The 13,854-nt window shown below is 34.9% G+C and carries 10 protein-coding genes; 6 read left to right on the top strand and 4 right to left on the bottom strand.

The annotated features are described in order from the left end of the window. Positions 1-50: 50 nt before the first annotated feature. From ABD000_RS06720 to ABD000_RS06695, 6 genes are all read left to right on the top strand, one after another. Positions 51-1,532 carry a S41 family peptidase gene (locus tag ABD000_RS06720; protein ID WP_343765045.1) on the top strand — a complete coding sequence of 494 codons (1,482 nt, stop codon included), beginning with the start codon at positions 51-53 and terminating at the stop codon, positions 1,530-1,532. Between the two features lie 179 nt (positions 1,533-1,711). Continuing rightward, entirely contained in the window at positions 1,712-2,329 is a 618-nt protein-coding gene (locus ABD000_RS06715) for a hypothetical protein (protein ID WP_343765042.1), read from the top strand. A gap of 158 nt (positions 2,330-2,487) precedes the next feature. Beyond that, on the top strand, positions 2,488-3,573 hold the full coding sequence (locus tag ABD000_RS06710; RefSeq protein ID WP_343765039.1) for a hypothetical protein: 1,086 nt from the start codon (positions 2,488-2,490) through the stop codon (positions 3,571-3,573). Between the two features lie 790 nt (positions 3,574-4,363). Beyond that, entirely contained in the window at positions 4,364-7,681 is a 3,318-nt protein-coding gene (locus ABD000_RS06705; RefSeq protein ID WP_343765036.1) for a hypothetical protein, read from the top strand. 14 nt (positions 7,682-7,695) lie between these two features. Next, the gene (locus ABD000_RS06700) at positions 7,696-8,610 is read left to right on the top strand and encodes a hypothetical protein (RefSeq protein WP_343765034.1); all 915 of its coding nucleotides are present in this window, start codon (positions 7,696-7,698) and stop codon (positions 8,608-8,610) included. Positions 8,611-8,931: 321 nt separating this feature from the next. Further along, positions 8,932-9,810: a DUF808 family protein gene (locus ABD000_RS06695; RefSeq protein ID WP_343765032.1), complete on the top strand. Its 879-nt coding sequence runs from the start codon at positions 8,932-8,934 to the stop codon at positions 9,808-9,810. On the opposite strand, the gene ABD000_RS06690 is transcribed toward ABD000_RS06695, so the two are convergent. From ABD000_RS06690 to menA, 4 genes are all read right to left on the bottom strand, one after another. Beyond that, the gene (locus ABD000_RS06690; RefSeq protein ID WP_343765030.1) at positions 9,807-10,892 is read right to left on the bottom strand and encodes an AMP-binding protein; all 1,086 of its coding nucleotides are present in this window, start codon (positions 10,890-10,892) and stop codon (positions 9,807-9,809) included. The two genes, ABD000_RS06695 and ABD000_RS06690, sit on opposite strands and share 4 nt — an antisense overlap. A gap of 71 nt (positions 10,893-10,963) precedes the next feature. Further along, entirely contained in the window at positions 10,964-11,902 is a 939-nt protein-coding gene (locus ABD000_RS06685; protein WP_343765029.1) for a CPBP family intramembrane glutamic endopeptidase, read from the bottom strand. Positions 11,903-11,905: 3 nt separating this feature from the next. After that, positions 11,906-12,940 carry an o-succinylbenzoate synthase gene (locus tag ABD000_RS06680; RefSeq protein ID WP_343765028.1) on the bottom strand — a complete coding sequence of 345 codons (1,035 nt, stop codon included), beginning with the start codon at positions 12,938-12,940 and terminating at the stop codon, positions 11,906-11,908. Continuing rightward, on the bottom strand, positions 12,937-13,851 hold the full coding sequence (gene menA, locus ABD000_RS06675; RefSeq protein ID WP_343765026.1) for a 1,4-dihydroxy-2-naphthoate octaprenyltransferase: 915 nt from the start codon (positions 13,849-13,851) through the stop codon (positions 12,937-12,939). The genes ABD000_RS06680 and menA overlap by 4 nt, the downstream gene beginning before the upstream one ends. Between the last annotated feature and the right edge of the window lie 3 nt (positions 13,852-13,854).

Raw genomic sequence — 13,854 nt, 5'->3', positions numbered from 1 at the left:
TCTAGACCATAACTCATTAAACGAGGTAATAAATCGTAAACCATCTAAAAATGAAAAAAATAATTATCCTTATAGTTCTCATTCAACTATCGTACAATGGATTTTCACAAACGTCTGACTGTGCTGCGAACCTAAAATGGCTCACTGAAACATTTGAAAAAAATGATGCAGGATTTCAATATGTTATTGACCTAAAAGGAGAAGGTTCTTATGCGATACATAATACACATTATATTGAAAAAGCGTCAAAAATATCAGACTTGAATGAATGCCATAAATTACTAAATGACTGGACAAGGTTTTTTAGAGAAGGCCATCTCAATGTTCAGTTAATAGCTCAAAGCCAAAATACAGGTGAGCAAACTCGACCATCAGACGAAGAAATCATAGAGAAGTATAAAAATTCAGAGAAATATCTAATTGAGGAACAACAATTTAATGACTACATCGATAAACTTGGAAACAATCCAGGTTTTGAAGGTGTATGGTTTTCAGAACCTTATACAATTGGAATAATAAAAGACGATAAATATCCAAACAGAGAATATGTAGGATTTATAATCAACACAACACGTCCTAATTGGCAAAAAAATCAAGTGAAACTTGAAATTTCGAAATCAAATGAAGGCGCGTATAATATGAAGTATTATATGGGTGATCATTCAGAACGAAATTTTGAGATAGTTGAATTATGGGGCAAGAATTACATACGTGCTGGTTCAGGCTTTATTCTTCTTAAAAGGGTGTTGCCACAAATCAAAGCAGATCAAAATATTGACCGTTATTATAATTTAATGAATGCCGGCAAACCTTCTTTAGAAAAGATATTGGATAATACCTTGCTATTGAAAGTTCCATCATTTAATTATTCTAACAAAAAATATATTGATAGTTTATTAAGCAGCCATGATAATTTATTAAAGAGTACTGAGAATCTCATTATAGACGTAAGATACAATGGTGGTGGATCAGATTATAGTTATGAAGAAATAATGCCTTACTTATATACAAACCCAATAAGAAAAGTCGGTGTAGCATATTTATCAACAGCATTAAACAATCAACGAATGGTTGATTTTATGAATGATCCAGACTGGTCAAATGATGATAAAAAATGGGCAGAAGAAGGTTTAAACAAATTAAACAAGCATATCGGAAAATTTGTGAACTTAGATGAAAGTATTGTAAGCATTGACACGCTCAAAACGGTCTATCCAAACCCAAAGAATGTAGCCATTTTGATCAATAGATTTTGTGGTAGTACTACAGAACAATTTTTACTAGAAGCAAAACAAAGTAAAAAAGTAAAACTAATAGGAGCCACTACGGCAGGTGTATTAGATATTTCAAACATGTACAATATTACATCACCATCAAAAGAATTTAAATTGTGGTATGGTTTGTCAAAAAGTTACAGAATTCCTGAAATGACAATTGATGGAAAAGGAATACTACCCGATTATTATTTTGATGAAACGATTGAACCTTACGAGTGGATTGATAAAACCATAGAGATATTGAATTATAAGTAGCCAGTTGACTACGAAAGGGAAGTGCTTTAAAACCACCTCAAGCCATACAAAAACCATTGAAGGCAATGGCCCAAAGGGCACTTTTTTTGCATTCCTCTCTCCACCAGCTGGCAGATCATAGAAGGCGGGATACAAATCCCATTGTAGAGAATTTGACGGACTTATAGATTGAAAAAAAAATGCAAAAACAAATAGAATTAATTTATTCTCATAAGAATTTAAAGGGACTGAAAACTAAGTATTGGAAAAGGAATATACTTTCAGTGATTGTAGTATTTATAAGCGGTTTATTAGTGCTGACGTGTCAGCAGAATCATATAGAGAACTCTAAAGACACCAGATCTGATTCGTTACAAAAAGCAAAATCAATTTTAACTAGTACAAAAATTGATTCAAGTGATTTTTCTCATCTTAAACTAACCCTCACAAGAGGAGCCTTTCATTGGGATTCATTTGAATTAAAGGGCAATGAATTGACCTATATTCCTTCAAAATCTGACTATCTTGAAGATTATCCTGAGTATCAGAATGAATCAATGGTTAGATTAAGTGATGGTGCTGTAATTGCCCTTATAAATGATTTGATGGACAATGGGATTTTTGAAATGGATAGTTTGTATGAGAATTTGACAACGTGTAATAGTATGATTGAAGTTGAGTTTTTATTTATTGATTCTAAAATAAAAATTAAATGTAGCGACTATCAAAAGGGATGTCCTGAAATACTTACTCAATTAGAAGACAGATTAATAAAACTACATGGTAAAGGCCTAAAAAGAATTGTTTTACCAGGATAAAATTCCCTCTTTACACTAATTGCAATGCGGTACAGCTTCAAAACCCCAACAGTCTAATAGGATTAAATTATAGCCTTAGCTATATTTGAATAATAGTTACTTTATGTAAGAAATAAATGTCACTGCAAAAATAAACAACAAGTACACTATCATAAAAGATGACCCAAGAATTAAAGGATTATGAATCCACCATTAAGAAAAAGCACAGGGTCCATTGGACTCCAAAATTTGAAGATGAATTTAGAACCGGTTTAAGTAAAACTGTTTTCATACCAATTGTTGTAAAAACATTTGAAAAATTAGCATGGGATTTGGTTTTTCAAGATGAAAACTCGGCAGAAGCGAAACGAAAAGGAAGTTGGAACATTTGGACTGAAAAAATCTCAGTAACCTATGAATATGGAAGGGTTAGAGTAGTGAGTATTTCGCTTGGAAATGAAATGTGGGATAATGGACGAAATTCAAAAAGAGTCCGACTATTTAAATACGCCTTTCAACAAACTGAAAAAGAATTTGATAAGAAAGCCTTAGCTGAATTAGAAGATGAAGTAGAAAAAGCGAATAATTGGGATGATTACGAAATTCCTAAAAGTTTACCCCGACCCAAACGACAGAAAAATCCACAATTATGGATTCCTATTCTTGGAGGAATAATTACGGCCCTGGTTCTTGGATTTATTATAGCTTTTCTTTCTGTACTAGGAGTTTATATCATTTTCCTTTTTGAAATTGGAGTAGCCATCGCTATGGGATTTATCTTAAAACAATTCATAAAGGCCGGTAATTATACGTTTTATGACCATTTACATTATTTACTAATTGGAATGATTTTAATCACCTATACGTCCAATCAATACTTCCAATATCAACTCATCCTTAATGAAAACAACATTCAAGTTTTTAGCTTTTGGGAATTAATGAAAGCAAGATTTGAAGCAGGCTTAACATTAAAATCATTAAATACAGGTTGGATAGGTTTATTAATAAGTTGGGTTTTACAATTGGTAATTACCTATTTCGTAGGGGTTTTACGACTTTCGTCAGGTCTTATTTCTTATTCGATAGAACGAATACCAGGCGAGGTTGTTGATTTTGCTTATTACCACTTTGTAAAGGACAAAACTGAAAATCAAGTAAGAGAAGAGTTGGCAAAAATGGGTTGGAATAAAACACAAAACCAAGATGAAGTGTTCAAATCCATTTGCGCCTTACACGGAGCGACTGAGTTTAGAAGAATGGAGTAAAAACTTGTGGTCGCAAAGGCAACTATTACTTAACGCCATAAAAGCTAAACTATTAATCCATAGAATCTTATAATCAATCATTTCATTACAGGTAAAAAAATTGTAGATTTAGGATTAGACAGCAAGCCAAAGCAGACATTAAAGAAAAATTTTAATATACTTATATCACCTATCTCGCCTTTTGCTTATTACGTAATTCATTACTTGGTCACACATTAAATTATCAACTAAACCATATAATTATAATTTTAACTGTTTTATTATATTTTTTCCTATCAAAAACAATCATGAATTGAGTATATGATTCAACAGGTTTAATTACACATTGATACATAATCTTTTTATTCTCTCGTTTAGCATACTCATTTCTGAATTGATTTGCCTATACCTTGTCTTTTGCTCAGCAACGTCAAAAAGATCATCTTACTGTTTTATACGAAAGTTTTAAATAAGAAAATCAGCTTTTTTGAAACTAAATTATATTCTGCATAAGATACACTGCGCTAAACAGCAGTAATTTCTCAACTATTACAATTTAACCTTAAAGCTCATTAGTAGTGTTAACCTTAATTTATAAACATCATAAAAAGTAATAAACTAAAATAAAAAATACGATTTAGAATTTCTCACTAATTGAAAGAGTCTTAGTGTAATATTAATATTTTGATCCTTACTTAAATAACAAATACTATTGACTTAAGCTTAAGCAAATAATCTCGAATCAAAATCCAGACTATAAATAACTAGATCAAGAATATTCTTACTTTTTTTAAAAATTAATTAAAACATTATGCCTGAAATAGGAGCAAAGCGCGGAGAATGGCTTATGAAAGATAGGTCCATAAAAAAAAACGTCCCTGGAAGATTCAATGGGAAAGCGATAGATAGTTTTAATCCTGCTTATTCATCTATCTCATTTGGCTTTGATCCTTCAGGACTAAGACAACGTTTTATACTAAATGAAGAAGGTATAGTTTTAGTAGAGCAAGCTGATGGTAGTTATATACCCCTTATTGACCCTTTAGATGAAAACGAGGTGGCGATTGCATATAGAAATAAATCAAATGGAAAATCAATTCCTCTTCCAAAATTTGATATGCTTGCTGCAAGCAGAGGACGTCTTCTCGCTAAGGTTAAAAATAAAAATCAATATTTCCATCTGAAGCTAAGTGAATTATTCTGGACTGAAGATAATAAACCTGTTCCAAGTAATTTTATTAAAATGGATTCCGCATTTTACGGTAAGGATATATCTAAGCCTGAAGTTCCATCAGAACTTAAAGACGATTACAAAGGACATCCATCTGCTGCGAGATTTAGTTTATTTACTATGTTTCTTAATCATGGGTATTTGGCAACTGATTTTAGTGTAGTACCAATGAAACCTCTGGTTTGGTATGAAATTGATGACAGACCTCCTTTACCAGTCTTAGATTTTCAAGATTACTTGGACATTAGAACAAAGCATGTGCAAAAAGTTTTTGAAGATGATAGTAAAATTTTAAATCGTATTGTTGGTAAATCCGTAAATAGAGAATACCATAAACTTGCTATCGACGAATTATTAAAACCTAGACTTTTTACTGAGCCAGTTGAAGCCATCAACGGAATACGTGATACTCTATTCTCTTGGATTCCGGATTTTCCATGGCCATTTGAATATCTAAAAACAGCATTGGAATATCTCTTTTCGGCTGTACTGGTTTTAATTCTTGATATTATAACCGCTATAGTGGGAATTATATTAATTATCCTTTGGCCATTACTTGTAACTATTATTACATCAACTATTGTATCTTCTATTAAAGATCCCTTGATGAAAGAAAACGATCCATCTCCTTTGATAAATGCCGTAATTACGTTTGGAAGCGTCGAGTTAAAAAATTTAATGTCTACTGAGGAAAATGGCCGACCTGCTGCTATAAGAATAGATGAAGTAAAAAATTCTGATGGGGAAGACGGCCGGTCTGCTACTGTAAGAATAGATGAACAAAGAGACCCTAAGGAATCTAACATATATTTCTTACCAAAAGCATTTTATGAAAAATTATATGAGAAAAATGAAGATGATGAAAATCCTGACGTGGCGATTTTCATAGATCGCTTAATTCGTAACGTAAGAATAGATAAAGATAGAATTTTCCCGTCTGATCCACCTACAGATATGCCATTGAATAACTCAATTCCTTCACGAGTTTCAGTTATGTATAGTGAGAATACATCATTTCCTGGTTCTGATTTAAAAGGTAATTATAGAACTACTCAAAGACGTACCATTGATTATCAAGAAGTGTTAGACATTGGTATAGGATACAGTCATTGGTTTGAACGTTGGACACCTAAATATGGAGGTGAAATGCATTCTTTACTGGCAAAGAGACCGATATTTCAGCAGGAAAAATTCAACAGTATCATGTATCGATTTTTAAATGGCCCAATTAAGGACGGTGATGGATATAATGATGGAACTACTAATTTTTACAAATTTGTTAAACTATCCAATATTGCAGATGATCAAAAACAGAAAGTTGCTATTTTATGGATTGATGAACAAACCTACTTTTCACAGCGATGGCGGTTAGTGCATCCTACCAAAGATGTTGCCGGAGATTTATTCTCTCAATCAAAAGTTCTATCAGAAAACCCGCATTATTTTGAGTTCGAAGAAAAAAAATACTACGATCCAATGGCATGGGGACACGTCGATGATACAAGTAGAATGGTTACTGCACGGCAAACTATTTTGCTTACATGTTCAAAAAAGAGCGTTTCCATTGGCGACACCAAAATTTTTTCATTTAACTACAATTATGGAACTTCTGATTATAGCTGGCGTTGGCGTAAACCTCCCAATGCGATTGTACTTTATGAAAACAATGACATAAGAAATGATGCAGAACAAAATAGGCTAAAGGATATTGTATATATTGATTCAATAAAACTTAGAGAAGATCTTATAATATTGCTTAAAGGAAAAAAAATGGTGGATGATAAACTGATTAATGGATATTGGTATCAACACGTTTTTCCCGCAGACACGTTACCTAGACCCTTAAAAAGATATTTAAAGTCTGATAGTCAACCTATGAACGGATATGATCATCCGTGGTATTTTATGGGTGAAGCGGGCTTTCATTTGGCAGAAAAATTTCCCGTTTTTGCTGCATATGAATCTAAAATAGTTCCAAGAACGCAATATTACACTGTAGAGTTACTAAATTCCCCTGGGAGGGAATTAGATATTCACGAAATTAAGGAATTCATCTGGTATAATGGAGGTTGGGATCTACAAGATGATTCAAAAAAAGCACTGTATCATAACACTGTAAATTTTACTTGGAAATTAAAAGAGGTATCAAGCCCTGAAGTACAAAACTACGATGAAATTCCTTTAAGACAATTAGTGAAAAATCGAAGAAATAACAACAATCTTTCAATGTTCGAAGATAAAACTCCCTTTAAACTTCTTGATCGAGGTCCTCTGGGTTTGATCTTAGTATTTGCTGATATAAGAGATGACGATTTGCAAGTTGTCAGTAACTTACCTCAAGAAATTTGTTTAGATAGACCTATTAAAAAATCTCCCTTGAATCCAAAGGAATTTGATCGCATTGGTCAAAAAGATCAATTGTCGCAAATGAATCAAGAAGCTCCTGATGAAATTAAGTTAATTCTTAAGGAACATCAAGAGTTTGTAATGCCTCCTATCGTCGACTTAATAAAAATTAAATGGAAACATAATCATTCTAAACTTCAGATTGAAATTTATAGTCCATTAGCAGAACATCGTTTGTTGGAGAATATTTGGATTATGACTATTGGATATATCGAAGATGGAGTGGAATATATCCTTGTAAGATTACAAGTGGCTGGTAATTTTGAACGAAATAAAAAAGATCATATTGGATTGATCGATAGCGCAACTATAGAGCAACGAATAGATCCTGAAAGAGCATATTGCGGTACTCTTATTTTTTCTGAAGAAGACATATTAAAAGCAAAAGAAATACTACATCAAAAAAATATAACTTTGAGAGGTCTGAGTATATGGCTAGAAAATGCTGTCGGTCAAATAGCTTTACCGGATAGAATAGAAATCGATAATTAAAATTTAATTGGAGAATGAAATATTGTTGGAGTATAGTACTATTGATACTGTTGTCATGTGCCGGAAAAAAAGAGAACTTTGAACAACCCCGCAGTCTTGAAGAAAATGCACAATTTGATCTAACCAAATTGACTTTTGAGGAGGATGTAAAGGCCTTAATGTCCAAAGTGATCGATACATTCGAAAGCGATTACAGCTTTTCCAATCCTCCCACAATTGCAATAGTAGATGCGCCGGCGATAGCACAAGGTGGCTACATTACATTTGATGAAAAAAGATATTATTTCAAGTCTTTTGAACGAGATAGTATGGCTCAATTTTTTGGTTTGAAAGCATCTTTAGTCGAGATTGAAACAGATTCAGATTTGAACATACTAACATGTTGGGCTACGGCAAAAGTATTTGATAGTATAGAACTAAACGCTGCATTGCACGACATGTATAGGACGTATGGTAAAACTAATTGGATGAAAAAATACGAATCTGAACTAGGTATGCAACGAGTAGTGTATGCTCACACAGACGAAAATGGCCAAGTTACGCATGAAGTAAAATATCAGGAATATAATAATATAGATTATGAAGCATATTTATACGAATATCATTTAAGTAGTGATTACTATAAACAATGGAATTTGCCCGATAGAATGATCCAGATCAATATTACTAATGGCACAGAATCTATTGTTGACCTAACATCTGGGAATTATGAAAATAAACCGTATTACAGGATAGAATTTTTATCGATCAGGAAGAGCGAGTTTGACCTGATAACACAATTTCTCAGATTGAAATCCACCGCAGAAAACTATCCATTGCGCATAGTTAAGTCGTATTATCTTCGTGAATTGGATTTCTATACTAATTTTGATAAATATTACATTAGTGAAACTCCTGATGGAGTTAAAAAGTATGATTTCACTAGATAGATAAGTTTATCCAAAAGTCTCAGTAAAAATTGATCACGCATTTTATTCTAACACCACAGTTTACTTCCAGAAAATTAATTTAACACTTAAGTAATAATAGATGATGTCTTATATCCAAAAGCTTATACAAAAAGATGACTATCCTCAGACTGTTATTACATTTTAATCACTAAAATATTCCTAAAAAGTAGCTTAGTTTAAAATTTTCGGGCGTTCTTGAATTTGTTCGTATTTAACCGACTTAACCAATGTTATCCCTAGAAAAGAAAGGATGAAATTCACCCTTAATTTCTGAAAACCAACCAACAAAAAAAACATTATATGGCTTCAGGATTTTTTGCCTTATTTGATGATATAGCACTACTTATGGATGACGTAGCATCCATGAGCAAAGTGGCGACTAAAAAAACTGCAGGTATCCTCGCTGATGACCTGGCCGTAAATGCTGATAAAGCTTCTGGATTTGTATCATCCCGGGAATTACCTGTCTTATGGAAAATCACGAAAGGATCCTTTCTCAACAAAATCATTATTCTTCCCATTGCTTTTTTATTAAGTGCGTATTTTCCACCAGCCATCATTGCTATTTTGTTAATTGGCGGAATATACCTCGCCTTTGAGGGTGCTGAAAAAATCTACGAATGGATCTTTCACAGAGGGCATCAAAAGAAGAAGAGGGCGATCAAAGAAATGACCAGAGCTGAAGCCATGGAGTATGAAGAGGAAAAAATCAAAGCAGCCATTACCGTAGACTTTATCCTATCCATTGAAATTATCATTATTGCGTTGGGCACTGTCGTGGATGAACCTATGCAAATTCAAGTCGTTGTAGTATCTGTGGTAGCCCTTTTAGCCACGGTTGGAGTATACGGCATAGTTGCGCTACTTGTGCGAATGGATGATTTTGGATTTAGACTTATTGCCATTGATGATAATACTACAGGTTTTGAAGACTGGCTTGGCAATGCACTAATAAAAACTTTACCTTACCTCATACGAGGTCTTGCTGTTATTGGAACGCTGGCCATGATTTTAGTTGCCGGCGGAATTTTTGTTCATAACGTTCACTTTATTCATGATTTAATGCATGACCTCCCCTCAATAATGGGAGAATTCATTACAGGGTTAGTAGTAGGATTTCTTTCTTTGTTAATCATCACACCAATTGCGAATGCCTTCAACAAAAAAGAGAAAAACTAGACTAGCTTTTTTTCAAGAGTTTTACTGCGATGAATTTTTCCGGTTTGAGTTTGGATAAAGGTGTCTATAAATAGAATTTTCTTAGGATATTCAAAACGATCCAGACTTTTAAGCTGTTTGATTTCTTGAGTCAAGGAATCCAGCGCTTCCTGAGAAAATTCTCGCTCCACCACCAGTATCAATTTATCTCCCAAGGCATCATCTGGTAAGGCAGTTACAAAAAATCTATGCCCGATGATTTTTTCAAGTTTGGCTTCAATCTCTTCCGGGTAGAGTTTAATTCCGCCACTGTTGATCACATTATCGTATCGACCACGCCAAATAAATTTTTTATAGGTGACCAGTTCTACGACATCATTCGTAACGATAGCGTCATAAGATATTTTAGGCGCCTTGATCACTAAACAATCACGCTGATCTATAGTTATAGCTACGTTTGGCAAAATTTTAAACGGAATAATTCCGCGTTTAGGTTTTTTAGGATTAATCCTGCGGGCGGCGATATGCGTGATGGTTTCGGTCATACCATAGGTTTCATATACCTTGGTTTTAATTCCTTCAACCAGCTTCATGAGATTGGTAGAGACTGCTCCCCCACCCACGATCAGTTTTTTGATCAAATGCAATCGGCTTAATGAATTATCCAATTGAAAAGGGGTCATCGCACAAAAATCATATCGTTTGTACACCTGATCCAGCGGATTAGCCCGTGGCACCACAACATCCAACTGCCAACCCAAGACCATTGCTCTCACTAACATCATTTTGCCCGCTATATATTCGGCAGGGAGGCATAGTAAGGCTGTGCTATTTTCAGGCAGTTCAAAAAAGCTTCCGGTGGCAAGGGCACTATTTACCATATGCTCTTTGCTGAGTTTAATCGCTTTAGGCGTACCCGTAGAACCCGAAGTTTGTACCGTTATGCTTTCTTCGGCGTTAAGCCAGTCCAATAAAAAACTACCGATAGACTCTTCATGGGGCTCCCCTTCTTTGATGAGATTATACCCTACAGATTCCAAATCTTTGGCACCATACGGTTGCCCATTTAATTTAAATGATGGATGGATATCAACGCTTTTCATACGCAGTAACTTAATGGTCGTTTAAGAACAGAAGAATACCACTTATACGTTAAGAAAAGGTGACCTGGGTATTAAATTTCTGTCGATTTATCTACAAGCGATGGCGAAGTCACCTTTCCGAATAACTTTTCTTTCCAATTGCTCCATTTATACAGCCTTGAGAAAATAAGTAAAATCAACGGATAAATGACTAACACCGGAATAAATACTTCCATCCCTACCTTTGGGTCAGCTATGGATTTCAAAAGAGAATGTGTTTGTAAGGCCGTGTAATCTGCCGTAACCAATAAGGCAATAAGAAGGTTATTGCCAGCATGAAAGCCCATAGCAAGTTCGATACCTTCATCCATTAACGTCAAGATTCCTAAGAAAAAACCGGTCCCAATGTAACTAACCATTACAATATATCCCATTTTAGCAATTTCGGGATTGGCGATATGAAGCAATCCGAAGATAAGTGAAGTCGCCAACAAAGCGATAAAACGACTACCGGAAAATATGCCAAAACCTTGCATGAGATATCCCCTAAAAACAAGTTCTTCAACCGTGGTTTGAATAGGAATCAGTATTACTGCAATCATTAACAAAATCACAAATTTATCAGGCTTAAAGTTCCATATATAGTCTGCGGGATTAGCATAATAATCATAGAGTGTTAATGGAACGAGCACTAAAGCGACGGCTATAAAACCAACCAATACCCTACCCCAATCTATTTTGAATCGGGACGTGATAATGTCTTTAAATTTTTGCGAATGAATAAAATGTACCGCGACATAAATTCCCACTAAGGCAAAAACAAAAGAGATCATCAATAAAAAGAGATTCAAGTTGGGTTCCAGTAACCCAAGTATGACGGCTTCATCCCCAAAAGGATTAAAGTCCTTATTCACAAAGAGTGCTACCATGAATGGCACCTGACCGATGAGAGATGCAATGAATATGACAACAGACCCTATTAAATACCGCCAAAATTCGTGTTGTGCTTTATATGCTTGTTTTATAAACATTGATTAAAAATTAAAAATCCAATCCTTTTCAGGATTATAATGAATAAACCCCTTTTTTATTTCAAGAGGACTGGTAATATTATTGGTATATAAACCCCCTGTTCCCAGCCCTTGTGGCATGGAAACATTTTTCGTAAACGTCCATTGACTAATTGCATTTAGTCCCACATTGCTCTCCAGCGCACTGGTCACCCACCAATCTACGTTTCGCGTCTCACAGGCATCAATCCATTCTTGAGTTCCTTTAAATCCGCCAATTAAACTGGGTTTAAAAATGACAAATTGAGGCTGAATCGTATCCAAGACAAGACGTTTAGTTTCATTATTTGTTACACCGATCAACTCCTCATCCAACGCGATGGGCAAAGGAGTTTTCTCACATAATTGTGCCATTTCGTGCCACTGGTTGGGCTTGATGGGTTGTTCTATGCTATGCAAATCAAACTGAGCCAATTGTTCTAATTTTTTTAATGCCGCTTTCGCGGAAAACGCACCGTTTGCATCCACTCTAAGTTCGATATCGGCGCTGCTTAACTCGCTTCGAATATAGCCTAATAATTCCAGTTCTTCCTGAAAGTCAATCGCTCCAATTTTCAATTTGATACAACGGAAGCCTTCCTTAATTTTTGAAACAATTTGTTCCTTCATAAACTGCTTCTCACCCATCCACACTAACCCATTGATAGGAATTGCCTCCTCCCCACGCGTAAAAGCCGAAGGGAATAATTCAAAAGGCTGCTGAGACCTTAAGGATTGAAATGCCATTTCTACCCCAAACTGGATAGAAGGAAACTCGGTAAGAGAATTCCACAGCATCTCTGGTCCTAACGCAATATTTTCACACACCCACTGTAATTTTTCCTCATAGTCTGGGCGATCATCCACACTTAGACCACGCAACAAGCCACATTCTCCAATTCCCTTTCGTTCACCATCTTGAATAATCAAAAACCAGGTTTCTTTGATTTTTAAAACTCCGCGAGAAGTCCCGCTGGGGCGCTTAAATTCTAATACATGTCGGTGGTAGGTTGCTTTCATATGGAAGAAGCTACGATTATACCTAGAAACATTACGCTAAACAAAAACGTAGAGAGCGCCACTTTTTTAAGTTCGGGATCTAATCGCACGGGCATTTTTTCAGGCAGTACACGTTTTAAATGACCAATTAATAGGGCACATGGGATTAGCGTGACCCAGTAATAAAGAGGTATTTCGGCGTATAAGCCGTATACCAATACAGCTAATATTCCGCCAAAAATAAGTCCTGCATGGTATTTCTTCCCATTGTTATAGCCCATCTTAACTACTAATGTATTTTTATTAGCGTTTTGATCACCTACCACGTCACGTAAGTTATTCAAGTTAAGTACAGCAGTACTCCATAAACCAATAGCCAGAGCAGGAAAAATATACATGATTTGTAACTCTTGTGTATATAAAAAGGTGGACCCTAATACACTCACAAGTCCAAAAAATATAAATACAAATACATCACCTAGCCCTTTATATCCATAAGCACTTTTGCCCACCGTATATAAAATAGCCGCAGCAATTCCCCCAATTCCCAATACTAAAAAGATAAGACTTATGATAAAATTGTCTTGTCCAAAAGACACGTAGATGAGTGCCACCGCCATTAAAAACGTTAGGATGACAGTAAGGATAATCCCCTTTTTCATTTCGGCATCGGTGATCATACCGCTTTGTATTGCACGCATAGGACCAACACGATCTTCATTGTCTGTTCCTTTAACCCCGTCACCATAATCATTTGCAAAATTTGAAAGCACTTGCAAACCAATTGTGGTTAAAAGAGATAAAATAAAGATTGTACTATTAAAGGCATCTGCTTTTAACGCTAGTGCAGCTCCCACTACAATACCAGAAATAGAAAGGGGTAGTGTTCTTAGTCGCGCTGCAGAAATCCAGGCAGAAATTTTAGACGTCATTGC

Origin of the sequence: Gangjinia marincola (genome assembly GCF_039523415.1) — a bacterium.
GTDB lineage: Bacteria > Bacteroidota > Bacteroidia > Flavobacteriales > Flavobacteriaceae > Gangjinia > Gangjinia marincola.
Note: the sequence above shows the minus strand (reverse complement) of the source record. Positions and strands in the feature narration are given on the sequence as shown.

What these genes read in the sequence shown, in the direction of transcription:
- ABD000_RS06720 (WP_343765045.1), top strand. Translation starts at nt 51, where the DNA reads ATGAAAAAAATAATTATCCTTATAGTTCTCATTCAACTATCGTACAAT.
- ABD000_RS06715 (WP_343765042.1), top strand. Translation starts at nt 1,712, where the DNA reads ATGCAAAAACAAATAGAATTAATTTATTCTCATAAGAATTTAAAGGGA.
- ABD000_RS06710 (WP_343765039.1), top strand. Translation starts at nt 2,488, where the DNA reads ATGACCCAAGAATTAAAGGATTATGAATCCACCATTAAGAAAAAGCAC.
- ABD000_RS06705 (WP_343765036.1), top strand. Translation starts at nt 4,364, where the DNA reads ATGCCTGAAATAGGAGCAAAGCGCGGAGAATGGCTTATGAAAGATAGG.
- ABD000_RS06700 (WP_343765034.1), top strand. Translation starts at nt 7,696, where the DNA reads ATGAAATATTGTTGGAGTATAGTACTATTGATACTGTTGTCATGTGCC.
- ABD000_RS06695 (WP_343765032.1), top strand. Translation starts at nt 8,932, where the DNA reads ATGGCTTCAGGATTTTTTGCCTTATTTGATGATATAGCACTACTTATG.
- ABD000_RS06690 (WP_343765030.1), bottom strand. Translation starts at nt 10,892, where the DNA reads ATGAAAAGCGTTGATATCCATCCATCATTTAAATTAAATGGGCAACCG.
- ABD000_RS06685 (WP_343765029.1), bottom strand. Translation starts at nt 11,902, where the DNA reads ATGTTTATAAAACAAGCATATAAAGCACAACACGAATTTTGGCGGTAT.
- ABD000_RS06680 (WP_343765028.1), bottom strand. Translation starts at nt 12,940, where the DNA reads ATGAAAGCAACCTACCACCGACATGTATTAGAATTTAAGCGCCCCAGC.
- menA (WP_343765026.1), bottom strand. Translation starts at nt 13,851, where the DNA reads ATGACGTCTAAAATTTCTGCCTGGATTTCTGCAGCGCGACTAAGAACA.